Genomic DNA, 23,546 nt, shown 5'->3' with positions numbered 1-23,546 from the left:
TTCCTTCCTTCGTTGTCTGGTCTGGCGTCGAGTGGTCGTCGCTGCATCCGTGTGGCTCGCTCAGGATAGTGTGCACCACTTGTTCGGCGGTCGCGCTGAGCGGCCTGAAACCTCCTCGGAAAATCAAACGTCACACTTTGGCGTAGTTGTCTCTGCGTCTTCACGTTATCCAGATAACTTAGTTATGTAAGAAGAGATGGGAGTGCGACGGTGGAATTCCTGCGTGTCGAACGTCGCGACGGTGTCGTAACGGTTGTGATGTCGCGTCCGGAGAAGAAGAACGCGGCGAATTTGGAGATGTGGCGCGAACTGGCCGAGACGTTCACCAGTGTCGAGCATTCACATACCGACCGCGTGTTGGTGCTGACGGGAGACGGCGGCGACTTTTGTTCCGGCGCCGATCTGGCAAGTGTGAACGGTGATCCTCTCGACTTCATGTCCGATGCGAGTGATGCGGCACGCGCGTTGCACGCGTTGACAATTCCGACGATCGCCAAGGTGGACGGTGTCGCCGTCGGCGCGGGGTGGAACCTCGCGCTGGGCTGTGATCTGGTGGTTGCCAGCGATCGAGCTCGGTTCTCGCAGATCTTCGTTCGTCGTGCGCTCTCCGTCGACATGGGCGGTTCCTGGTTACTCCCAAGGTTGGTCGGAATTCAGAAGGCGAAGGAAATCGCTTTTTTCGGTGACATGTATTCCGCGGCGGAGGCAGCAGAAATGGGTTTGGTCACGCGGCTGGTGCCGGTAGCCGACCTCGACGCAACTGTGGACGAGATGGCCGAGCGGCTCGCTGCGGGACCCGCGCGTGCGCTCTCCCTGACAAAACAGCTTCTCGATGCGTCTGCAGACGGGGGGAGTCTGGAGTCTGCATTGAGGTTGGAAGCACAGGCTCAGGGCAACAACATCACGGGTGGCGATGCGGCTGAAGCGAAGGCGGCGTTCCTCGGGAAGCGGGCGCCGGTATTCCGCTGAGACTGTTCGAGGGTTATCCGATGCCGCCCCAACATCTTTCATGAAACAGGTCAACTAGCGTGACCGTGCGTCGCGCAGATCGTCACGACAGCGAGGCGTGTTCTAGTACGGGCGGTCGCCGGAGATAGTGACTCGATGCATTTCGCGAACGCCTTCGCCGGTGTCGTGGCACGCGTAGTGCTGAGTGGTGCGGTTGTCCCAGAACGCGACTGATCCCTCTCTCCAACTGAACCGGCACTGGTACTCAGGCTTTGTCGCCTGCCGGTACAGGAATTGGAGGAGAGAGTCGCTCTCGCGAAGGTCCATGCCGACGATTCGGGTCGTGAAAATTTCGTTGACGTAGAGCAAAGGTGCTCCGGTGTCCGGATTGGTTCGCACAACCGGATGCTCGACGGGCGGAAAGCGTTTGGCCATAGCTGCGCGATCTTCTGGCGCCAGTCCTGGTCCGAAGGCTCGGTCGAAGTCGTGGATTGCGCGTAGTGGCCGCAGTGCTCCCTGCATCTGGGGGCTCAGACCCGCGAATGCTGCTTCCATGTCTGCCCATAGGGTGTCACCGCCGACGGGGGGAATTTCGACGGCGCGCAAGATCGAGCCGAATGACGGATGCTCACGCCAACTGACATCGGAGTGCCAATAGTCCTCGCCGTACGGGAAATTCGCGCGTGCAGTAGCGACATCCGGTGCCCTCCGGAGCGTCATCAACTCGGATCGATCGGCAGTGGCCACGGGATGTGCTTCGAGCGTGCCGAACAGGCGACCGAAGTCGAGGTGCTTGTCAGGGGTCATGCGTGTCTGATCGCGAAAAAAGAGAACCTTGAATTCGACCAGCGCTTTCCTTAGTTCGGCGACTATTTCTGGACGGAGGGTTCCGTCGAGTTCGACGCCGTGAACTTCTGCGCCGATGCGGCTGCTGAGAGGGCGAACATGGATCATGAGACCTCGTTTCCGGGTTGAGTGGAGACGGCGCATGCATTCGATTTGTCGAATACGAACGTAGGATTGCGTTGCAATCAAACAACTGTTTTAAACTAAATCACATGCCTTACTGCAGGGTCAATGGTTGAGAGGAGGGGCGTGAGAGAATCAGAACCATGCGCGAGGCGTCACAGTTGTCGGTCCGTGAACGAAACCCCGTCGAGTTATTGCAGGTAGCGGAGCAGCTCTTTGCTGTCCACGGGATCGACGGTGTATCCCTACGGCAAATCGGCAGTGCGGCGGGCCATCGCAATCCCGCAGTTGTGCAATACCACTTCGGGTCGAAAACGGCTCTGCTGCAGGCGATCCTCGAGTATCGACTGCCCCCGATCAACGCCGCACGACTCGAGTTTCTCGATCGGATGCGCAGCGAGGGACGTCAGGATGAATTACGTGCCCTCGTCGAGTCCATGGTGCGACCTCTGGTTGACCTCGATCCGCACACCAACCACTACGTGGCATTTCTTGCTCGACTGATGTCCGACCCGGAGAAACGCTCCGGTGCATATGCCACCACGATCGACCATGTGGTGAGCGCGCAAATTGCGGCTGAGGGGATTAAGGCAGCGCTCACTGAACTGTCCGAACCGCTGCGTCGGCATCGGCACTCGATGGCTGTCGAGCTGATGATGCACACGATTGCGAATCGTCAATCTCGGATGGTTGCGGGCGAAGACCAGGAACTGACCCGCGAAGAGTTCGAGACCGACCTAGTCGATGCGATGGTCGGATTGCTCACGGCGCCTCCGACATTTGTCGAGGGCCGCTAGGAAGCTGACTGCTCGAGTCACGATTGAGGAGTGCGTTACGAACTGCTCGTATTGGGTGGCGATGCGGCCGACGTCACGCGATCGCTTCCACTTCCCGAGTATTCCGCGAGGGCCATTTCACGTTCGGCGCCAAGCTTCTCCGAGTGTCGTGGAACATTGACGGTATCCAAGTCGTTTGATGCTGTGTCCAACACGATGTCGGAGAGTTGCTGGATACCTGTTTTGGTTCCGAGGACGGCATTGGGCATGAAAATGGTACAGATCAGGGCGATGACGGCGAACGGAACCGAATAGAGGAATACCTCCCCGACGCCTTGGCCGTATGCAGACTCGACAGTGTTGCGCACCTGATCGGACAAGGCCGGGAGGTTCGGGAGATTACCGTCCGTTAGTCCGCTTGCCGATCGCGCGATGTCTGCTTGCTGTAGGCCCTGCTCGATCTCGGTATCGACTCGAGTGGAGAGGACAGCGCCGAACACTGTCACGGCCAGGACACCGCCCAGGCTACGGAAGAACGTGGTGGCGGAGCTGGCAGCGCCGATCTCTAGTACGCTCGCGGAATTTTGTACGACGAGAGTCAGGTTCTGCATCAGCATGCCGAGGCCGAGACCGACCAGTGGTGTGGCCAGGAAAATCACAGCAAAAGGAGTGTCGACTCGCAGGGTCGAGAGCAGGAAAACGCCGACGGTGAGGAGGGAAGCGCCTGTGATCAACCATCGCTTCCACTTCCCTGTCCTGCTGATGAGAGCGCCGACAACGGTGGAGGCGATGAGGTTGCAAGCAACCTGCGGCAAGGTGATCAGACCCGCTCCTGTGGCTGTGGCGCCACGACTGAGCTGCATGTACTGGCTGAGGAAGATCGAGACGCTGTAAATGATGATGCCGACGGACACGCTGGCCACGACCGCCAACGTGAAGGTCCGTTGCCGGAACATGTGCAGGGGGAGGACGGGGTTCTTCACTTTGCTCTCGACGATCAGGGTTACGACGATCAGCACTACTGCACCGACTCCCAGACACCACGACAGCAAGGACTCCCACGCGAATTGCTTGCCGCCCAGCGAGAGCCAGATGAGAAGCGTCGAGATCGCGGCAATGAGCAGAATCGACCCGGCATAGTCGATATTGGTAGCGCCCCTACGTGTCGGCACAATGAGCTTCAACTGGATGACGATCATCGCGATCACTGCAACGGGAATAACGAGGTAGAAGTTCCAGCGCCAGCCGACTGTGTCGGTGACAAAGCCACCGAGGAGAGGGCCGCCGGCTGTGCCGGTTACGACGACAGCACCGAGGACGCCCATGTACTTTCCACGCTCGCGAGGGCTGATGATGTCAGCGATCGCGACTTGGGAGAGTGCCATCAGTCCGCCGGTTCCGACTCCCTGTATCAACCGCGCTCCGATCATCAGCGTGGGCTCGTGTGCAAATCCGGCGGCGAGTGAACCGGCGATGAAGATAGCGAGTGCGATTTGCAACAGACGTCTGCGATTGAAGAGGTCGGCCAGTTTGCCCCAGATCGGGGTGCTCACCGTGGTCGTGAGCAGGGCTCCGGTGACAATCCAGGTGAGCGTCGATTGATCACCGTGAAGATCGGACACGATACGCGGGAGAGAAGTGTTGACCACCGAGGTCGACAAGATGCCAACCAGCATTCCAATGAGGATGCCGGCGAATGCTTCGTTCACTTGGCGTCGGGACATCGTCGGCGATGAGCCGTTCTCGGCCGTCGTTTCGGTCATGGGATTCCTCGAGAGCTGTGCGATCCGAAAAGTATGTGACGAAAGTCAAACATATATAGTTGATTTAAGCAACTAAAATCGACGGAAGATGTGCAGTGTGTGTCGTGGCAAGATCTATGCTGATCCTGTGAGTTCGACACAACGTGAAGCCGATATCCGCTCGATTCAAGCGGGGATCAGTCAGCTCGTGCGGGGTTCGAGGAAGGCGTTGATCACAAATGTGGCTCTGATAGCGCCCGAGATGGCGCCGGCCGCTTTTGTCATCATGACGCAAATTGCGGACACGTTTCCGGCATCGCCGGCAGCACTGATTGCCGCCACAGGATTGGACAGAAGTGTGGTGAGTCGACATCTCACGGCTCTCACCAGGGACGGCTATCTGGTCTCTGAGCCTGATCCCCATGACGGCCGCGTGGCTTTGTTCTCCCCGACGCCCGATGCCGCGGAGAAGTTCAGTGCGGTCAGTAAGGCGAGGCACGGCTGGACAGCAGACGTGGTATCGGATTGGACGCAGCAGGATGTGTCGGTGTTCGTCTTGTTGCTGGATAGGTTCAATCAATCTGCCTACGGAAATTGAGGACTGTAGCGACCAATGAAAGCAGCTGGGCAAGACGAGTATTCGTGGTGTTCGTAATCCGCGGAATCGAAATCGGTGCGCTGTTTCCTCGCATGCCGATTTCGATTCCGTTCTGATCTCGGACTAGACCGGGCCCATACGAATCGCGCCGTCGATTCGGATGGTCTCGCCGTTGATCATGGCGTTGTCGACGATCGCCAGCGCGAGCTTGGCGTACTCCGTCGGAGCGCCCAAACGGGACGGATGGGGGACCTGGGAGGCGAGCGACTCCCTCACTTTGTCGGACAGGCCGCCGAGGATCGGCGTCTCGAAGGTACCGGGCGCGATCGTAACGACGCGTACGAACTTGCGTGCCAGATCGCGAGCCGCGACGATGGTCAGCCCCGCAACGCCGGCCTTGGAAGACGAGTAGGCGGCCTGGCCGATCTGTCCTTCGAAGGCAGCCACGGATGCGGTCATGATGATGATGCCGCGCTCTCCGTCGACCACGTCGTTCTTGACCATGCGGGCAGCGGCCAGTCGCAATACATTGAACGTTCCGACGAGATTTGTACTGATGACATCTTGATAGAGCTCCAGGCTCCCTGGTGTGCCGTCTTTTTCGACCACGCGCAGTTTTCCGCCGCGTCCAGCGCAGTGCACGACTGCCCGCAACGGGGCTTCGCTCTCCGCCTCGGTGAGGGCGGCGTCGACAGCCTCGGGATCACGGACGTCGGCCGGCATGAATGTAGCCAGGTCGCCTAGTTCCTTGGCTACTACTTCGCCGTTCGAGGATGGCAGATCGATGATTACTGTCGGGACGCCGCGGGCTAGGAAAGCCTCTGCGGTCGCCCGCCCGAGGCCGGAAGCGCCGCCGGTAACTGCAGCAGACGCGTTGGTGAGGTCCATGAGGTGTGCCTTTCGATGAGGTGAGTGCGGAATTGGTCGTTTCGAACGAGCCGGGAGGTCCACCCTTGTTTATAACTTAGTTATAGAGGTAATATTTGTCTATTAAACCGGCAGTTCGAGGAGTGATGTGCTGTCGATCAGACGGATGGAGTGGTAGTGAATTCGATCGACACGGGACTGCTGATCCTGCGGGTCTGCTTGGGCCTGACCATGGCCGCGCACGGATACGGGAAACTCTTCCGAGGTGGCCGAATCCCAGGCACCGCACGATGGTTCGAGAGCATCGGCATGCGACCGGGACTGGTGCACGCGTGGTTGGCTGCTGCCACCGAAGTTGCTGCGGGCATCTCTCTTGCGTTGGGCCTGCTCACTCCGTTCGCTGCTGCGGGCTTTGTCGCCCTGATGTTTGTCGCGGCGTGGACTGTGCACCGCGACAAGGGATTCTTCATCGCCGGAGACGGGTGGGAGTACAACATGGTGCTCGCAGTGGGTGCTGTCGTCGTCGCGATCACCGGACCCGGAACGGCAAGCCTCGATAACCAGTTCTTCGGTGGCGAGTTGTTCGCCGGCTGGGCAGGCGGTCTCACGGCGGCGGTCGGCGGCCTAGTAGCGGCGGGAATTCTGCTCGGAAGTGCCTATCGCCCCGAAGTTGTTGCCGCGGAACCTGCTCGAGGTTGACCGTGAAAACTGTTGAAGGTCAACATGTTAACTGGATCAGTAGTGTCCGGAGTCGCGTGTGACCGGCCGGGGGTTGGTCAATCTCCGGGACGTCGGCGGTTTGCCGCTCCTAGGCAAGGGCGCGACCGCGCACGGCATCCTGTATCGCGGAGACGCTCCTTACCCCGGCGATTCCGTGATTCCCGAAATTGCATTGTGGCCACCCAAGAGCGTCATTGATCTGCGAGGTGCAAGGGAACGTGCTCGGTTCGCCTATGAATGGCCGGTAGGAACCAGCGTGCATCACGTACCGCTTTCTGCCGCTGCGGCCCCCGACGCTCAGCCGAGCGATCTGCCAGTCGTCTACGCGCGCATGATCGACCGCGGCAGTTCCTGGGTGGGTGAACTTCTTGATCTGGTTACCCAGCCAGAGGGCCCAGTTTTGTTGCACTGCACGGCCGGTAAGGACCGTACCGGTGTTGCGGTAGCGGTATTGCTTCTTGCTGCAGGCGTGCGGCCCGAGGCCGTCGTCGATGACTACGCGCGTACCGAGCGGACTCTGCCTGACCTCATGGCTCGATGGTTCGACGTCGGTGTGCGCACCGCGAAGTCGCCGCCGCTTCCGGAGCAGTACATGCACGCGCCGTCCTCGGCGATCGAACCGATCGTCGAACGAATCACCGCAACGCGTGGGGGACCGGCGCAGTGGATGCTCGATCACGGTGCGGATCCTGTCCTGCTCGACATGTGGCGAACTCGACTGCACGGAGTCCCGGTGCCGGCGCTCATCCAACGGGCGGATGGAGCGTGAAGGGTTTGTCGGGTTCGATGTGCACGGCTGAGGTCATCAGTGATCTCAGCGAATTGTGGTACCGAGAGGGTTTTCACACACACCGAAGTTGGGTCGACGTTCTACCCGAGAAATGTGCGGAGAATGCGCTTACCCGAATCGTGTACGTCGGGGCCGACGGCGCGCAGAGCGAGACCACGGTTGGTGAGATCTACTCTGCTGCAGAAGATGTTGCTTCGGCCCTGCGAGGGTACGGCATCGGTTCGGGTGACTCGGTGGCAGTTCAGCTGCCCAGTTGTTTCGAGGCATCGGTAGCCTACGTCGCCGTACTTCTGGCAGGCGCGGTACTGGTTCCGATTGTGCATGTGTACGGCCCGAACGAGGTGCAGTTCATTCTCGAGCAATCAGAGGCGAAGCTGTTCATCCAGCCGAACCAATGGCGCTCGATCAACTACGGTGATCGGGTCGGGGATTATCGGGATATCGTCACCCTCGAACGAATTGTCGTGGTTGGTGACGACGGCCCGGATGGTTGTCTCGCATGGTCGGATTTGAGCACGCATGCGACATACACAGCTCCCGCAGTAGATGCGGACGACATTGCGCTGCTTATCTATACCTCCGGGACCACAGCGGCCCCGAAGGGTGTTCAGCACAGCCATAATTCGCTGCTATCGGAGGTCAGGTCTGCTTCCCGCTATCTCCGCGGCCGCGACGATTCGGTGCAACTCGTATCCTTTCCGCCCGGACACATTGCCGGCGTCTCCAGTGTGCTGCGCCCTCTTGTACACGGATGGAACGCGGTGTACATGCAGATGTGGGATCCGGAACTTGCTGTCGAACTGATCTCGTCCCATCGGGTGACTGCGACAGGTGGGACCCCATTTCACCTTGCCGGGATCCTCGACGTAGACGGTGTTGCCGACAAGCTGACGACGTTGTCCGACTTCCTCATTGGTGCATCCACGGTGCCGGAGGATCTCGTGCGTCGGGCGCAGAGAGTCGGTATTGCAACTTTTCGTTGCTACGGATCCACTGAGCATCCGACGGCCACATCAGGGTGCGCCGACGATCCCGAGGATGCGCGTTTGGGAACAGACGGCGCACCGATGGACGGGGTACGTGTGCGTGTCGTCGATGAACTCGGCATCGATGTTCCGGTCGGGGGCGACGGCGAGATCATACTTCGAGGTCCGGACCAATTTGTCGGCTATCGCGACAGTAGCCTCAATGCCGAGGCATTCACAGAGGACGGGTGGATGCGGACCGGCGATCTCGGGCACCTGGATGTCGATGGTCGGCTGACGATCACCGATCGTATGAAGGATGTCGTCATCAGGGCTGGTGAGACGATGTCTTCCGGCCAGATCGAAGACGTGCTCGTCACGCACCCGGCGATCCGGGAGGGCGCGATCGTTGCAGCTGCGGACGAACGTTACGGCGAAGTGGTCGCGGCGGTTGTCGTACTTTCTCCGGGCATGAAACTTGAACTCGCCGGACTTCGTGAGCATTTCGCGGCGTCCGGGCTCGCCAGAGTGAAGACACCCGAGCGGCTTGTTGTCGTTGACGAGCTCCCTCGAACAGCGCTCGGCAAGATTCGTAAGGCGGAGCTCCGCTCCGCGCATTTCACCTGAGAATAGTCCGCGGAAGATGCTCTCGGAGTTCAGTCTTCAGATTCCGGGTATATTCCGGGCCTGGTTCTGCTGAGTGGAATGCGTCTATTGACATCGTGCCGAAACCTCAGAATCATGTTCCCAGAATGACAATCTCACTTTTGGATTGTCCGAAATCCGAAGGATCTTCCATGACAACGGAATCCGAACATACCGAACTCCTCGCCGATCTGAGCGTCCGAGCTGGCGATGCCAGTCGCAGTTGGCAAACAAATCTCGAGGTTTCCAACGTGCGGACACTGACCGGCGGAACATCGAGCCTGACATTCATCGCCGACGTTTCGGGTGGGGCAATCGACGAATCTGTCGTCCTCAAGGTTGCGCCCCCAGGACTGGCACCCGTTCGAAATCGAGACGTGCTACGTCAGGGACGTGTCATGCAGGCGTTGCAGGGTGCTGCCGGGGTGTCGACACCGGCAGTCTATTTCGAGGACGCGGGTGATCCTCCTTTCGTGGCAATGCAAATGGTCGCTGGAGAATGTGTGGAACCACTGCTCGATGCTCAACGTCCTCGAGACGGAGCGGCGCGTGCGCAAACACGCGAGAGGTACCTCTCCGCTACGCGGATGCTTGCTCATCTGCATTCGGTCAAGCCTTCCGATATTGGTCTGGGTGACGAGCCGGTGGTGTCGCTGGGCGATGAAATCGACAGGTGGACCAGAGCATTCGAGACAGTTTCGGATGATCTGAGCGGTGACTATCTGCGATGTGCAAAGGCATTGCATGCGACGATGCCAGTCCCGGCGGAACCCGTCGTCAACCACGGTGACTATCGATTGGGTAACACGCTCTGTGAAGGAGATCGTGTCACAGCGTTGATCGACTGGGAAATCTGGTCGGTCGGTGACCCGCGAATCGATCTCACCTGGCTCACCTACTTCACCGATGAGGCCGCCCACCCCGCGGCCTACTCAGAAAAGCCTTGCGGTACACCAACTGTCGACGAGGTTGTCCGGATCTACGAGCAGACCCTGGGTCGGCCAGTCGAGGACATCGAATGGTTTCACGCACTCACGCGGTACAAGGAAGCCGCCGCGACAGCACTATTGATCAAACGCGGACGCAAACGCGGAGCATTGAGCCCGGCATTCCAGAAGATGGAACCCGCCCTGCCTGGCCTGCTGACAGAAGCACTCGCGCTGATCGGATATTGATCGCGGCAATCGAAGAACGAGAGCATACGTGATGTCCGAACCACGTCGCGATGTAGATAACGCACCGCCGGTGATCGCGGGTGGGAGTCAACTCCGTCGAGTGCCTAAGCCTGGTCGGCAGGCCTCGTACGACGGCGAGGTGAAGTTACTGATCCGGGCTACCCAGACTGTGATGTTGAGTAAGGGGTGTACCGATCAGCCCAAAATTGCCGAAATCGTCCGCGAGGCGGGAATGTCGAATCAGGCCTTCTACCGGCACTTCCGGAGTCGAGACGACATCATCGTCGCGCTCTACGAGCAGGGGCTCCTGAACATCCATGCCTACCTGAAGTATCGAGTATTCAAGCAGTCCGGATTTCAAGGGCGTCTCGCCGCCTGGATCGACGGAGTCTTGGCGCAGATCGAAGATCCTGATCTCTCCGATGTAAGCCGGGTAATCATCTGGAACATGGGCCAGATTGCCAGAACTAAAAGCGAGATCAAGCCAGTCGGACTCAGCCGTATCCGGGATCTACTCTGCGGCATCCTTATCGAGGGCAACGTCCCGGACCCCGAACGCACCGCCATGTTCATTCAGACCTTGGTAATGGGCCTGACGACAACATATCTCGAAGCCGATCACACCCCCATACAAGAAGAACGCGAGCATCTGCTGCAGTTTTGTCTCAAAGCCGTAACCGAACACTGAAGTTCGCCCGACCGTGCGTGTCGCTCGAGTGTGAACCCCGTACTAACAAAGGACTCATACGATGTGGAATTTCCAGACCGATCCTGAATTTCAGGCAAAGCTCGACTGGGCGGCGACATTCGTTCGCGAGGAGTGCGAGCCGCTGGACCTGCTCTTCCCTCACCTCGGTCAGCCGTACAACATGGAAAACAAGGCCGCACGGGCCATACTCGGCCCGTTACGAGACCGGGTCAAAGAACAGGGTCTGTGGGCGTGCCATCTCGGTCCGGAGCTCGGCGGGCAGGGTTACGGTCAGCTCAAGCTTGCGTTGCTGAATGAGGTTCTAGGTCGGTCCATGTGGGCTCCAACGGTTTTCGGTACCGCGGCACCGGACACCGGAAACGCCGAAATTCTCGCGATGTACGGAACCGATGCACAAAAGGCGAAGTATCTGCAGCCGCTGCTGGATGGCGACATCGTTTCATGCTTCTCGATGACCGAGCCGCAGGCAGGGTCTGATCCCAAGGAGTTCGTCTGCGCGGCACGCAAGGACGGTGACGAGTGGGTTATCAACGGCGAGAAGTGGTTCTCGTCGAATGCGCGCTACGCGTCGTTCCTCATCGTCATGGCGGTGACGGACACCGAAGCGTCGCCGTACCGCCGGATGTCGATGTTCGTCGTGCCCGCTGAAACCCCAGGAATCGAGATCGTCCGCAACGTCTCCGTCATGGGTGATCGAGACGAACTCGACGAGGGAACGCACGCCTACATCCGTTACAACGACGTGCGCCTGCCGGCCGACGCGATCCTCGGTGGCCCCGGACAGGGCTTCGAAGTGGCTCAGTCTCGACTCGGCGGCGGCCGCGTCCATCACGCCATGCGCACCGTCGGCAAATGCCAGCGTGCCCTGGACATGATGGGCGAGCGAGTGCTCTCGCGTCGTACGCAAGGCGAGACCCTTGCGAAGAAGCAGATGGTGCAGCAGTTCATCGCCGATTCGGCGATCGAACTCGAGCAGTACCGACTGCTGGTGATCAAGACCGCATGGGTCATCGACAACGAACCACACGGTGCGGCACGCACTTACATCGCCATGTGCAAGGTTGCGATGGCGAAGATCTATCACGACATCATTCACCGCGCGATCCAGATTCACGGTTCACTGGGAGCCACGACTGAAACCCCGCTGCATATCTGGTGGAGCGGCGTCATCTCGATGGGCTTGGCGGACGGACCGACCGAAGTGCACAAGGTTGCCGTCGCACGCGGTGTACTCGCGAACTACGAGCCCACTGAAAACTTGTTCCCCAGCGAGCACATTCCCACCCGATTGGCCGAGGCAAAAATCAAGCATGCCGCTATTCTCGAGGAGCACGGAATCGCATGAGCAATCACTTTTCTCTCGAAGGTAAGGTCGCCCTCGTCACCGGTGGCAGTCGAGGACTGGGACGTCAAATGGTGTTGGCCTTCGCTGAAGCTGGCGCCGACGTCGTGATCACCAGCCGCAAAGCGGAAGCGTGCGCCGAGGTCGCCAAAGAGGTAGAAGCCCTGGGCCGCAAGGCTCTTCCGGTGAGCTGTCACGTCGGTAAGTGGAACGAAATCGATGCACTGGTCGAGAAGGCCTACGAGGTGTTCGGGCGGATCGACGTCTTGGTCAACAACGCCGGTATGTCTCCACTCGCGCCGTCGTCGGCTGAAACCAGCGAGGAGCTTTTCGACAAGGTCATCGGCGTCAACTTCAAAGGCCCGTTCCATCTGTCATCGTTGGTCGGTGAGCGCATGGCAGCAGGCGACGGCGGATCGATTATCAACATCTCGTCTTCGGGAGCGCTCTTCCCGCAGCCGCGATTCGGCCCTTACGCCGGCGCGAAGGCGGCTCTGAACACGCTGACGGGAGTATTTGCACGCGAGTACGGACCCAAAGTGCGAGTCAATACGATCTCCGCGGGTCCGTTCTTGACCGACATCTCCAAGTCGTGGGCTGAAGAGAAGCGGCACACTACGCAGAGTGCGATCGGAAGGCCTGGAAACCCCGAAGAGATCATCACTACTGCCCTGTACCTTGCGAGTCCCGCATCCAGCTACACCACCTCGTCATTGATCCGCGTCGACGGCGGCTTGTACTGAACGGCAAAGGCGCGCGTTTACCGAACTTCGGTTCCAGTGAACGCGCGCCTTTGCGGTAGGTGCGCCGCTCAAATTCGTTTCAAATCAACAGATACGGAGTACGCAATGGGAAATCGAAATTTGACTGATCGACGTGTCATCATCACCGGAGGCGCTAGTGGAATGGGCGGCGCGTTAGTCAAGGCGTTCGGTGAATCGGGCGCAAAGGTAGTCTCCTTCGACGTCACAGCGGACGAGGGAGCGCGGATTGCCGCTGAGGCAGGCGCGGAGTTCATTCGGTGCGACGTCACCGACAAGGAATCGGTTGACCAGGCCTTCGCGCGGGGTGTGAAATCCTTGAAGGGCCTCGACGTATTGATCCACGCCGCTGGAATCGCTCCTGGCGCGCCGGCAGAATCCACGCCGCTGTCAATGTGGGAGTCCACTATGGCGGTCAACGCCACGGGGACGTTCCTTACTAACCAAGCGGCATTCGAGTACCTGAAAGATGGAGGCGGGCGCATCATCAACTTTGCCTCCGCAGCAGGTGCAAAAGGCTTGATGGGTAAGGCCGCGTACGCAGCGAGTAAGGGCGCCGTGCTGGGCTGGAGTCGGACCGTAGCGGCCGAATGGGCGCAGTACGGGATTACCGTCAACTCAATCGCTCCGGCAATTCGTACGCCGATGTACGAGACGACGCGGGCGTCGATGACACCTGAGCAACTGGTCGAGCACGACCGGAAAATGACAAACCTGATTCCGCTCGGTGGCAAACTCGGAAACGTCGAGGATCTGGTTCCAGTACTCGAATTTGTTGCAGGCGAAGGCTCACGATTCATGACGGGGCAGATCTTCGCAGTCGACGGCGGGTCGCTCATGGTCAGGTAGCGGGCGGGCGGCAGCGCGATAACACCAAAAGTGGAAAACCCAAGCAAACCCCACTCGGCAGGAAGGCCATAGCATGCGAGCAGCGCGGTGTGAGATCCACGGAGATCCGGACAAGATTGTGATCCGTGAAATACCCGATCCAGTAGCCGGACCGTCGGAGGTGCTTGTGGGAATCGAGGCTGCCGCCGTGAATTATCCGGACGTCCTCATCGCTGCGGATCGCTATCAGGTGACGGTGCCGACTCCGTTCACTACGGGAAGCGAATTCGCTGGGCGGGTGCTGGCAGTCGGAGCCGAGGTCACGAACTTCGTACCCGGGGATGCCGTGATGGGCACGGCATTCGGCGGTGCATTTGCGGAGCAGATCACCGTTCCGCACACCGCACTGTCGCCGGCCCCTGCAGGGTTGGACATGATCCATGCCGCAGCATTCAACGTCACTTACCGAACCGCATACCACTCTCTGACGACATTCGGAGATATGAAACCTGGGAACTGGGTGGTGGTTCTCGGCGCCGCTGGTGGTGTGGGCACTGCCTGTATCGACATCGCGACTCGTCTCGGAGCTAAGGTGATCGCCGCAGTGTCCACCGCGGAACGCGCTGAAGCCTGTCGTGCGCTCGGCGCCGTGGAAACGATCGCCTACGACGACGAGGATCTCAAACTGCGGATCAAGGAAATCACCGGCACGGGTGCTGATGCGGTGATCGATCCGGTGGGTGGTGCGTACTCGGAGCAAGCGATTCGAGCGATCGGGTGGGGCGGGCGCTATGTCTGCCTAGGTTTTGCGCAAGGTGATATTCCGCGGATCCCGATGAATCTAGTTCTCCTGAAAGGCGCGATCCTGCGAGGGTTCGAGATTCGTACGCTCGCCGCTCATCTACCGCAAGCTGTCGAGGAGGGTCGCAAGGAGATCGAACGTCTTGTCGGACAAGGAATGAAGCCCTACGTCTCCGAAATCTACACACTCGATGAAGTGCCGCTCGCCTTGACTCGTATGTCGGAACGGCTCACTACAGGCAAACTGGTCATCGACATGACCCGGCGTTGATACCAGCCGATGCCTACGACTGCTTTCGAGTGGCCGTAGGCATCGGCCATTTTTATTACCGGCCTTGCCAGTTCGGCGTTCGACGTTCCGAAAATGCAGCCGCGCCTTCGCGCGCATCAGCGGAAGCGAAGACCGGATCCGTGTATGTGTTCTGGCGCTCGAAGGCTTCCGAATCGGTCCAGGTCCGTGATTGAAGCGCCAGAGCCTTGCTGGCGCGCACCGCCAGCGGAGCGTTTGCACTGATCGCTGTTGCCAAAGCGCGTGCGCCTTCCGCCGCGGAACCGTCGTCAACCACTCGATTGACCAGGCCATGCGTGAGCGCAGTCTGCGCGTCGATCGGTTCGCCGGTGAGCAGCATCTCGAGTGCGACAGCGCGGGGCAGGGTTCGGGGAGCACGGAAGATTCCGCCGGCGCGCGCGGCAAGGCCGCGCTTTACCTCCGGAAGTCCGAACTTGGCACCACTGCCTGCGACAACCAGGTCACAGGCCAGAACCATTTCGAATCCTCCGCCCAGTGCCCATCCTTCGACCGCGGCGATCAGGGGCTTCGCTGGTGGCGCTTCGACGAGGCCACCGAAACCGCGGCCCTGAACCACTGGCCGCTCACCGAGCTGAAATCTCTTCAAGTCCATTCCCGCGCAGAATGTTCCGCCACTGCCAGTGAGAATTGCAACCGACAGATCCGGGTCCTCGTCGAGACGAGTCAACGCCGCGGCGATCTCGGTCGCAGCGGTCAGCGTCATCGCATTGCGTTGTGCAGGACGGTTGATGGTGATCGTGAGAATCCCGGCATCAGCTTCCACGAGCACGTCGGCCGTTGTCAGTGCGCTCATCGAGGCGCCATCCGGATCGCGCCGTCCAGTCGAATAGTTTCACCGTTCGCGTACGAATTCGTCAGGAGTGCAGTGGCCATTGCCGCATAGTCCTGCGGGCGACCCAGTCGCTTCGGGAAGGGCACGCCTGCGGCAAGGCCCTCACGGATGTCCGAGCGAAGTCGCGCGAGCATGGGAGTGTCGAACAATCCCGGAGCGATCGTGTTGACTCGGATCCCGAAGCTTGCGAGATCGCGTGCCGCGACGAGTGTCATGCCGTGAACGGCGGCTTTCGATGCGGTGTAGGAGGTTTGGCCGATCTGACCGTCGAATGCAGCCACCGATGCAGTGAGCACGATGCTGCCTCGCTCACCGTCGAGGGGCTCGTTGCGTGCCATCCTGGCTGCGGTGCAGCGGAGGACATTGTAGGTGCCGATGAGGTTGATCTCGAGGACGTTGCGGAAGCTTTCCAAGTCGTTCGGATTGCCTTCCTTGTCCAGAATGCGTAGACGATCGCCGCCGCGTCCGGCACAGTGCACGACTCCGCGCAGGGGGCCGATCGCCTCGGCAGCGTCGAGTGCGGGACCGAATGACGCCTCATCGGTGATATCGATCGGCGCAAAGACGGCCGCGTCGCCCAGGCGTGCTGCGGTCGCTTTTCCGTCGGACTCGGCAAGATCGGCGATCACCACGCGCGCACCGGCCTCGACGAGAACGGTGGCCGTTGCTTCACCGAGGCCGGAGGCTGCTCCGGTAACCAGGAATGTGTTGTCTCGCAATTGCATGTGTCAGGCTTTCTTCGGAAGGGGAGGGGAGGATCGAGGGGTGTGTGTCATGAGGAGAATCGGGCGGCTACGTCGCGGCCGATGATTTCTTTCATGATTTCTGTTGTGCCGCCGACGATGGTTTGCACTCTGGCGTCGGCGTAGGCACGTGAGATCGGGTACTCGTCCATGTACCCGTATCCGCCGTGCAACTGCAGGCATCCGTTGACGACGCGATTCTGCAACTCGGTGGACCACCACTTGGCCTTCGCTCCGAGGGTAGCGTCGAATGTGCCGTCGTTGTACGCGAGAATGGACTGCTCCAGGAACGTTCGTGTGATGTCTACTTCGGTCGTCATCTCCGCAAGCCGGAATCGCGTGTTCTGGAGGTCGATGATGCGTTGGCCGAATGCCTTTCGCTCGCTGGTGTAGCGGCCCGTCCACTCCAGTGCCGCCTCGGCCGCGCACAGGGCGCGCCATGCAATCGACAGGCGTTCGAGTGGAAGCTGCGCCGTCAGGTGGTGGAACCCACGGCCTTCCTCACCGACGAGATTAGACGTAGGGACACGCAGGTTATCGAAGGCGATCTCGGCCGTGTCCTGGGCGTGCAAGCCCAGTTTGCGCAGCTTGCGACCCCGTACGAATCCGTCGGTGGTGGTGGGTACGAGGATGAGCGACAGTCGGGGGCGTCCATCGACCTCGCCGGTACGTGCGGCGACGAGAACTAGGTCGGAAGAGAATCCACTTGTGATAAATGTCTTGGAGCCGTTGATGACCCAATCGTCGCCGTCTCGCACCGCCGACGTCTTCATCGCACGGAGGTCGCTGCCGGCCGAGGGCTCCGACATGGCAATGGACGTGACGATGGAGCCCTCGGCCATCCCGGGGAGCCACTCTTTTTGCTGTTCGGCCGTCCCGAATGTCGTCAGGTACGACGCGACGATATCCTCGTTGATCGAGAACCCGGAAGCGAGGGATGCCGCTCCGACTGCGGCAAGTTCCTCCTGGATCACACAGCGGAAGCGATAGTCCTTCATTCCGCCTCCGCCGAGGTCTTCGGCGATTCGGATACCGAGAATTCCGTGTGCGCCTGCGGATTTCCATACGTCGCGGCCAGTGCTTGCGTCCTCCTCCCATCGGTCGAGGTTCGGGGTGACTTCACGCTTCACGAATTCGCGCACCAGTGCGCGGAACTGGTTGTGGTCATCGTCGTAAAATGGTTGAGGCACTTGGCTTCTCCTAAATTGATCGGTAATACTCGTGCTCGGCGTCCAGTTTGTCGACATGGGCGAGCCTGCGGTTCAATCTACCGACAGACTAATTTGAAACCAAGGGATGGATGACATGAAATCTAGTGCGCCGCTTAGTGGTCTGCGAGTTGTCGAGTTTCTCGGATTGGGACCGTCTCCGTTCGGTTGCATGCTGCTGGCCGATTTGGGAGCTGAGATCCTGACCTTGCGCCGCCCCGGATCGGAGATACCGGCGTTGGTGCGTAACCGGTCGACGATGGAAGTCGACCTCAAAGATCCAGACTCGATTCGGTTCGTACACAATGCCATCGGATCTGCTGATGTCTTGGTGGAAGGGTTTCGTCCCGGTGTCATGGAGCGTCTCGGATTGGGTCCGGATGATCTCGCCGCTGTCAACAATCGTCTGATCTATGCCCGGATGACCGGATGGGGCCAGACGGGTCCGCTTGCGTTCACCGCCGGGCACGATATCAATTACATCGCACTGACAGGTGCGCTGCACTCCGCCACCAGAGCGGGTTCGGTGCCCATGCCGCCGGCTAACCTTCTCGGTGATTTCGGTGGCGGCGCAATGTATCTCGTCACAGCGATTCTGGCAGCTGTCTTCGAGCGCGACCGGACCGGCACGGGGTCGGTTCTCGATATCGGGATTCTCGACGGCACCAACTATCTGACCTCGATGCTTCACGAATACCGCGCGACTGGACGGTGGTCCGACGAACCCGGTACGAATCGGCTGGACACAGGCGCTCCTTACTACGATGTTTATCCCTGCGCTGACGGTAAGTTCGTGGCTGTAGGAGCTCTGGAAGATCCGTTCTTCGATGTGCTCCTCGAGGTCCTCGGGCTCGAACCCGAATTGGCCCAGGGTAGGCACGATCCCCAGGCGTGGCCTGCTCTTCGAGATCGAATTGCGGCGGCCGTCGCGACGAGAACCCGTGACGAATGGGCTGACCTCGCCGGCCACACCGACGCATGCTTGACGCCGGTTCTCAGCCTGGCGGAGGCGCCGCACCATCCGCACGTTGCCGCACGGGGCATCCTCGTCGCCGAGGACGGTGATGCATGGACTCCGCGACTGCCGATCGGATACTCCGACGCCGCTAAGCCAGTAGACGACATCCTCCGGTTGTGGGGTCAAGGGACGGCGGGCCCGTAAATCTCTGTGCCGTATTGGTTTCACCGTCCCGATGACTGACAACCGTCATCGGGACGGTTCGTAAGTGCGCAAGATCAAACGGCGACCACGGTCCGCGTCACTCGACGAGTTCGTAGATCGTTGCGTTGGCAGTTCCGCCGCCCTCGCAGATGGTCTGCAACCCGTATTTGAGTCCGCGATCGCGCATGTGGTGAACGAGCCGGGTTGTCAGGATCGCCCCTGACGCGCCGAGGGGGTGCCCCACCGCGATTGCGCCACCGAGTGGATTGATGCGTTCGAGATCCGCACCGAGTTCGATCTGCCATGCCAGCGGAACCGGCGCAAACGCTTCGTTGATCTCGATTGCGCCGATGTCGTTGATTCCGAGACCGGCACGGGCGAGAACTTTCTGCGTGGCGGGAATGGGAGCAGTGAGCATCATGACGGGATCTGCACCGACAACCGAGCCGGCGAGCAGACGAACGATGGGGACCAGCCCCAACTCTGCGGCCTTTTCCGGCGTCGTGATCATTACTGCCGATGCGCCGTCGGAGATTTGTGACGCGTTTCCGGCGTGGATCACACCGTCGTCGCGGAATGACGGCTTCAGCTTGGCAAGCGTCTCCGGCGACGTTCCGCGCCGCAGACCTTCGTCGACAGCGAGCTGTGCTTCGCCGATGTCTACCGTTACAAGTTGTGAGTCGAACGCTCCGCCGTCGATTGCCTTGGCTGCGAGTTCATGAGATCTGGAGGCGAACTCGTCAAGCATCTGACGCGAGAGATTCCACTTCTGGGAAATCAGTTCCGCGCCGATTCCTTGGTCGAGCTTGTCGACGTCGTATCGGTCGAGAACGGTTTGACCATAAGGGAAGCCGGAAGCTCGGGCTGCGCCGAGTGGAATTCGAGACATCATCTCGACCCCTCCCGCGACAGCAATATCGTAGGCGCCCGACATCACCGCGTGGGCCGCTGATTCGATGGCCTGTTGACCTGATCCGCACGCACGGTTGACGGTGACAGCCGGTACGCTTTCCGGCCAGCCCGCCGCCAAGGTTGCGAATCGCGCGACATTGCTGGACTGGTCACCGAGTTGAGTGACACAGCCCCACATGACGTCGTCGATCAACGACGGGTCGACTCCGGTCCGTCGGATCAGCTCATTGAGCACCAAAGCGGATAGATCAACTGGGTGGACGCTGCTCAACGACCCGTTCCGCTTGCCGATCGGCGTGCGTACCGCCTCGACGATGACGGCTTCTCTGATTCGCATGCTGTTTTGACTCCTGTCGTTCAAGCGGATGGATTGTGTTGGGCGCCAGCTAGGTAACGGCTCCGGCGATCTTGAGTTCGATGAGTCGTTCATCGTCGAAGCCGAGCTCGCGCAGAATGTCGTCGGTGTGCTCGGCGAACTGTGGGGCGCGGGTCATCTGCACTGGGGAATTATCAAATTTGACTGGATTTGCGACGAGTTTCTGCGGCACGCCGTCAGCATCTGTGACCTCGACGATGCGGCCGTTGGCGACGAGCGATTCGTCGTGACCCAACTCCCAGCTGTTCTGCACGGGAGCCCACGGTCCGCTGAGATTCGTGAGGACTGCGGTCCACTCGTCGTAGGGGCGCGAGGCGATCGCGTCGGCGAACCAGCCGGTGATTTCTTCACTGTGCTCGGTGATGGACTCCATGGTCTGGAATCGGCTGTCCCCGGCGAGATGCTCGAGGCCCAGAGCGGTCACGAACTCGTTCCAGAACTTTGTGGGCTGGAGCATGGAGAATTGCAGCCAGCGGTTATCCGAAGTGCGATAGGAGCCGGTCAGAGGATTTCCTGCCGCGGCGGACTTCTTGCGTACCTTGGGTAGTGGTCCGCCGGTGAACAGCGCCAGGTTGACCGTGAACTGTGTAGCCCAGGCACCTACTCCGAGTAGGGAGACGTCGACAACCGATGGCTCGCCGGTGCGTTCACGGCCGGCGATCGCGGCTGCGATACCACCCGCGATGGTCATACCACCGATGTTGTCGCCGTAAGCGCCTGCCGGCATGAACGCCATGTGTTCGGTATCCGGCGGCATCAGGCCGTCGGCACTGCCACCGCGAGCCCAGAATCCGGTCGCGTCGAATGAACCACTGTTGGCGTCGGGACCTTCGCTGCCGAAACCGCTCCCGGTGACGTAGATGATGTCGGGATTGATTGCCCGGATTTCTTCGAGCGTTAAACCTAGCTTGGTGCGCAGGCCGGGCAGGTAGTTGGTGAGGAACACGTCGCTTCGGCGTACGAGTTCGGTGAGAACCGTGCGTGATTCAGGATTCGCGAGGTCGATGCCGATGCTGCGTTTGCTGCGGTTCGGTCCTTCCATAATCGGTGCGAACGACGACCCAGGGCGGTTGGCGTCGTAGCCGAGAACGCGGACGAGTCCTCGCTGCGCGTCTCCGTTCACGGCGTGTTCCACTTTGGTGATGTCGGCACCCCAGTCCGCGAGCACAGCCGCGGCAGCGGGCACAAATGTGTATTGGGCTACTTCGAGGATGCGGATACCTTCGAGTGGTCGTTGCATGTCAGCTCCTGATGATGGGAGGTTCGGGGTGAGTGGAATCAGTCGGCGCGCAGCAAAATTGCTCCAGATGGCACTCCGCCACCCGAGGTAACTACTGCGACGCGTGGATCTGTGACTTGACGGCCAGGTGCTTGCCGGCGAAGTTGCAGCACGGCCTCTCGGAAGAATCCGTAACCATGGGTCCGACCGGCAGAAAGCTGGCCTCCGTGCGGATTGAGCGGTAGACGCCCGTCGATCGCGATACCGCGGCCACCGTCGATGAAGTCCCCCGCGCCGCCGAATTCGCAGAACCCGAGGGCTTCCAGCCAGGACAACGCATTGAAAGTGAACCCGTCGTAGAGCAAGGCGACGTCGACGTCATCCGGCCGCAGGTCGGTGCGACTCCACAAATGCGCGCTGGGTCCGAGAGATTGCGGTAAATGGGTAAGAGTGCCTTGATCCCAGGAGAGATTTTCCATCATCTGAGTACCGACAGCCTCGACGAACACGGGCTTGTGGCGCAGGTCCTGCACGGTGTCGACGGCCGAGACGATGACCGCTACCGCGCCGTCGACGGGAACGTCGCAGTCGTACAGGCCGAACGGTGTGGAGACCGGGCGGGCGGTGAGGTAATCCTCCATGGTGATGGGGGTGCGGTATACGGCCTCCGGATTAGCGGAGGCGTTGTCGCGGGTATTTACGGCGATTGCCCCGAGAGCGTCCTTCGCATCGCCGTAGCGGTGGAAGTAGTGCGACGCTTGGCAGGCAATCCAGTTAGCCGCAGACATCGCGCCGAAAGGATGACGGAATTCGAACATGTCCGTGGCTCGGCCGGCGCCGGACGCCCAAGCGCCGGAGCGGACGAGTTCCGAGTGCGAGGATTCCCACACCGTTCTGAAACACAGCACGTGCCGGCATAGTCCTGAGGCCACCGCAAGCATCGCGGCCACGATCGATCCGTTCTGCCCGGGTAGTTCACCGCCTGCGTTGACCCAGGTCGGACGTATCCGCAGTGCTTGCTCGACGGGCATGATTCCGCCTTCGGACATGCCGCCGACGGATCTGCCTGGGTAGGTGGACAATCCGTCGATGTCATCGAGCGACAGACCGGCATCGGTGACGGCGGCCAAGCATGCATCGACAGTGAGTGAGAGCGGGTCGACCATGAGTCGGCGGCCGATTTTCGACTGTCCGACCCCGCTGATTGCGACCCGATCCTCGAACCGGTTGGTGCTCGCCGGTTGGCGCAGCCGGGATTTGTAGTTTTCGGGTTCGGGGAGCGGGCCGGGCTCGTCGGCATCGGGATCGATCTCGAAGAGCGGCAACCAGATTGATTCCTCGACCTGCTCGAATACGACACGGACTCGAGTGCCGACCTGGACAGCAGTTGGCTCACACCCGACGATATTCGTCGTCAGGCGAACCTGCGGATCTTCCGCCAACGCGACAATCGCAATGACGTACGGCGGCGGGAAGTTCGGAAGCCACTGTTGGACATTGATCGTCACGCCGACGACAACAGCCTTTCCCGATACTGGATGCAGGGGGAGCTTGCGACCATGACAGTCCGGGCACAGCACCGACTGTGGATGTGTGCGTTTACCGCAATCCGAGCATTGGGCGATCCGCAGGATGCCATCGGCGCCCGAGGCCCAGAACTCGGCGCTTGCCAGTGTCGGCTGGGGCAGTGGCCGGCCGGTATCCACGATGGGACTCACGTGTTCTCCGCTCGAAGTTGCGATTTCGTTGTTCGTCGTTGGCGCGGGACACCGCTGACCCGTTGGTGCCGGCGCCGCTGCAGGGTGTCGGATTGCACAGCGTTACAGGGTATTCGGTGCACGATGGCGATCCCGGATGGCAACCATGGCAGCGATTCTGCGCCGCCGGTCGGAGTGGCTGAACAGGCCGGCGTCGGCGTCATCCGGAGATTCGAGGCGTTCTTTCTCGGCTTTGATCTCCGCGTCCAGTAATTCGCCTGCCAGGTCTCGCGTGAGCAGGTCCTGGTCGACCCAATCATCTTCTGGGAACTGCTCGATCAGTTCTTCCATGGCATTCCTCCCGGTTTCTCGGTCGCGGCAGTGGTTTAGGTACGGGGAAAGTGCAGCAGGGCACGGGCATTGGTTTCGACCATCTTCTCGACTTCGTCAT

At 60.3% G+C, this 23,546-nt stretch carries 23 protein-coding genes; 13 read left to right on the top strand and 10 right to left on the bottom strand.

The window, feature by feature from the left end; genetic code table 11:
- Positions 1 to 210: 210 nt before the first annotated feature.
- Positions 211 to 969: an enoyl-CoA hydratase/isomerase family protein gene (locus R4P64_RS31650; protein WP_233364777.1), complete on the top strand. Its 759-nt coding sequence runs from the start codon at positions 211 to 213 to the stop codon at positions 967 to 969.
- A 102-nt stretch (positions 970 to 1,071) separates the two neighbouring features.
- On the opposite strand, the gene R4P64_RS31645 is transcribed toward R4P64_RS31650, so the two are convergent.
- On the bottom strand, positions 1,072 to 1,902 hold the full coding sequence (locus tag R4P64_RS31645) for a TauD/TfdA dioxygenase family protein (protein ID WP_033236784.1): 831 nt from the start codon (positions 1,900 to 1,902) through the stop codon (positions 1,072 to 1,074).
- A 158-nt stretch (positions 1,903 to 2,060) separates the two neighbouring features.
- Here R4P64_RS31645 and R4P64_RS31640 point away from each other — a divergent pair, with 158 nt between their 5' ends.
- On the top strand, positions 2,061 to 2,714 hold the full coding sequence (locus tag R4P64_RS31640; RefSeq protein WP_051730740.1) for a TetR family transcriptional regulator: 654 nt from the start codon (positions 2,061 to 2,063) through the stop codon (positions 2,712 to 2,714).
- Positions 2,715 to 2,749: 35 nt separating this feature from the next.
- Here R4P64_RS31640 and R4P64_RS31635 read toward each other — a convergent pair whose 3' ends face one another.
- Positions 2,750 to 4,456, bottom strand: a complete 1,707-nt coding sequence (locus R4P64_RS31635) for an MDR family MFS transporter (RefSeq protein WP_092803930.1) — start codon at positions 4,454 to 4,456, stop codon at positions 2,750 to 2,752.
- Between the two features lie 127 nt (positions 4,457 to 4,583).
- Between R4P64_RS31635 and R4P64_RS31630 the strand changes: the two genes are divergently transcribed.
- On the top strand, positions 4,584 to 5,033 hold the full coding sequence (locus R4P64_RS31630) for a MarR family winged helix-turn-helix transcriptional regulator (protein WP_165826234.1): 450 nt from the start codon (positions 4,584 to 4,586) through the stop codon (positions 5,031 to 5,033).
- Between the two features lie 123 nt (positions 5,034 to 5,156).
- Here R4P64_RS31630 and R4P64_RS31625 read toward each other — a convergent pair whose 3' ends face one another.
- Positions 5,157 to 5,921 carry an SDR family NAD(P)-dependent oxidoreductase gene (locus R4P64_RS31625; protein ID WP_317824170.1) on the bottom strand — a complete coding sequence of 255 codons (765 nt, stop codon included), beginning with the start codon at positions 5,919 to 5,921 and terminating at the stop codon, positions 5,157 to 5,159.
- Positions 5,922 to 6,077: 156 nt separating this feature from the next.
- On the opposite strand from R4P64_RS31625, the gene R4P64_RS31620 reads away from it, so the two are divergent.
- The 9 genes from R4P64_RS31620 to R4P64_RS31580 all read left to right on the top strand — a co-directional run bounded on the left by R4P64_RS31620 (position 6,078) and on the right by R4P64_RS31580 (position 14,907).
- Complete coding sequence (locus tag R4P64_RS31620; RefSeq protein WP_033236787.1) at positions 6,078 to 6,599, top strand: DoxX family protein; 522 nt, start codon at positions 6,078 to 6,080, stop codon at positions 6,597 to 6,599.
- A 58-nt stretch (positions 6,600 to 6,657) separates the two neighbouring features.
- The gene (locus R4P64_RS31615; protein ID WP_095887130.1) at positions 6,658 to 7,389 is read left to right on the top strand and encodes a tyrosine-protein phosphatase; all 732 of its coding nucleotides are present in this window, start codon (positions 6,658 to 6,660) and stop codon (positions 7,387 to 7,389) included.
- Positions 7,386 to 9,002 carry an AMP-binding protein gene (locus R4P64_RS31610; protein WP_233364776.1) on the top strand — a complete coding sequence of 539 codons (1,617 nt, stop codon included), beginning with the start codon at positions 7,386 to 7,388 and terminating at the stop codon, positions 9,000 to 9,002. Before R4P64_RS31615 ends, R4P64_RS31610 begins: the two co-directional genes overlap by 4 nt.
- Positions 9,003 to 9,172: 170 nt before the next feature.
- Positions 9,173 to 10,195: a phosphotransferase family protein gene (locus R4P64_RS31605; protein WP_317824169.1), complete on the top strand. Its 1,023-nt coding sequence runs from the start codon at positions 9,173 to 9,175 to the stop codon at positions 10,193 to 10,195.
- A 31-nt stretch (positions 10,196 to 10,226) separates the two neighbouring features.
- Positions 10,227 to 10,883, top strand: a complete 657-nt coding sequence (locus tag R4P64_RS31600; protein WP_033236789.1) for a TetR/AcrR family transcriptional regulator — start codon at positions 10,227 to 10,229, stop codon at positions 10,881 to 10,883.
- Positions 10,884 to 10,944: 61 nt separating this feature from the next.
- The gene (locus tag R4P64_RS31595; protein WP_033236790.1) at positions 10,945 to 12,249 is read left to right on the top strand and encodes an acyl-CoA dehydrogenase family protein; all 1,305 of its coding nucleotides are present in this window, start codon (positions 10,945 to 10,947) and stop codon (positions 12,247 to 12,249) included.
- The gene (locus R4P64_RS31590) at positions 12,246 to 12,989 is read left to right on the top strand and encodes an SDR family NAD(P)-dependent oxidoreductase (protein ID WP_033236791.1); all 744 of its coding nucleotides are present in this window, start codon (positions 12,246 to 12,248) and stop codon (positions 12,987 to 12,989) included. Before R4P64_RS31595 ends, R4P64_RS31590 begins: the two co-directional genes overlap by 4 nt.
- Positions 12,990 to 13,094: 105 nt before the next feature.
- Entirely contained in the window at positions 13,095 to 13,856 is a 762-nt protein-coding gene (locus R4P64_RS31585; RefSeq protein ID WP_033236792.1) for an SDR family NAD(P)-dependent oxidoreductase, read from the top strand.
- 73 nt (positions 13,857 to 13,929) lie between these two features.
- Positions 13,930 to 14,907: an NADPH:quinone oxidoreductase family protein gene (locus tag R4P64_RS31580; RefSeq protein WP_317824168.1), complete on the top strand. Its 978-nt coding sequence runs from the start codon at positions 13,930 to 13,932 to the stop codon at positions 14,905 to 14,907.
- Between the two features lie 55 nt (positions 14,908 to 14,962).
- On the opposite strand, the gene R4P64_RS31575 is transcribed toward R4P64_RS31580, so the two are convergent.
- The 3 genes from R4P64_RS31575 to R4P64_RS31565 are packed head-to-tail and all read right to left on the bottom strand — an operon-like array spanning position 14,963 to position 17,711.
- Entirely contained in the window at positions 14,963 to 15,739 is a 777-nt protein-coding gene (locus R4P64_RS31575) for a crotonase/enoyl-CoA hydratase family protein (protein ID WP_033236794.1), read from the bottom strand.
- A complete protein-coding gene (locus R4P64_RS31570) occupies positions 15,736 to 16,503 on the bottom strand; it encodes an SDR family NAD(P)-dependent oxidoreductase (RefSeq protein WP_033236795.1) in 768 nt (255 codons plus the stop codon). Before R4P64_RS31570 ends, R4P64_RS31575 begins: the two co-directional genes overlap by 4 nt.
- A 47-nt stretch (positions 16,504 to 16,550) precedes the next feature.
- Positions 16,551 to 17,711 carry an acyl-CoA dehydrogenase family protein gene (locus tag R4P64_RS31565; protein WP_095887123.1) on the bottom strand — a complete coding sequence of 387 codons (1,161 nt, stop codon included), beginning with the start codon at positions 17,709 to 17,711 and terminating at the stop codon, positions 16,551 to 16,553.
- Between the two features lie 115 nt (positions 17,712 to 17,826).
- Between R4P64_RS31565 and R4P64_RS31560 the strand changes: the two genes are divergently transcribed.
- On the top strand, positions 17,827 to 18,891 hold the full coding sequence (locus R4P64_RS31560; protein WP_033236813.1) for a CaiB/BaiF CoA transferase family protein: 1,065 nt from the start codon (positions 17,827 to 17,829) through the stop codon (positions 18,889 to 18,891).
- A gap of 97 nt (positions 18,892 to 18,988) precedes the next feature.
- Here R4P64_RS31560 and R4P64_RS31555 read toward each other — a convergent pair whose 3' ends face one another.
- From R4P64_RS31555 to R4P64_RS31540, 4 genes are all read right to left on the bottom strand, one after another.
- The gene (locus R4P64_RS31555) at positions 18,989 to 20,140 is read right to left on the bottom strand and encodes a thiolase family protein (RefSeq protein ID WP_116104650.1); all 1,152 of its coding nucleotides are present in this window, start codon (positions 20,138 to 20,140) and stop codon (positions 18,989 to 18,991) included.
- A gap of 49 nt (positions 20,141 to 20,189) precedes the next feature.
- Positions 20,190 to 21,419 (bottom strand): CaiB/BaiF CoA transferase family protein, encoded by a 1,230-nt coding sequence (locus tag R4P64_RS31550; RefSeq protein WP_033236797.1) that lies wholly within the window; start codon positions 21,417 to 21,419, stop codon positions 20,190 to 20,192.
- A gap of 38 nt (positions 21,420 to 21,457) precedes the next feature.
- Positions 21,458 to 23,116, bottom strand: coding sequence for a thiolase C-terminal domain-containing protein (locus R4P64_RS31545; protein WP_116104649.1), 1,659 nt, complete (start codon positions 23,114 to 23,116; stop codon positions 21,458 to 21,460).
- 102 nt (positions 23,117 to 23,218) lie between these two features.
- Complete coding sequence (locus R4P64_RS31540) at positions 23,219 to 23,446, bottom strand: hypothetical protein (protein WP_033236798.1); 228 nt, start codon at positions 23,444 to 23,446, stop codon at positions 23,219 to 23,221.
- Between the last annotated feature and the right edge of the window lie 100 nt (positions 23,447 to 23,546).

Source organism: Rhodococcus sp. IEGM 1366, assembly GCF_033142425.1.
Lineage (GTDB): Bacteria > Actinomycetota > Actinomycetes > Mycobacteriales > Mycobacteriaceae > Rhodococcus_F > Rhodococcus_F globerula.
Note: the sequence above shows the minus strand (reverse complement) of the source record. Positions and strands in the feature narration are given on the sequence as shown.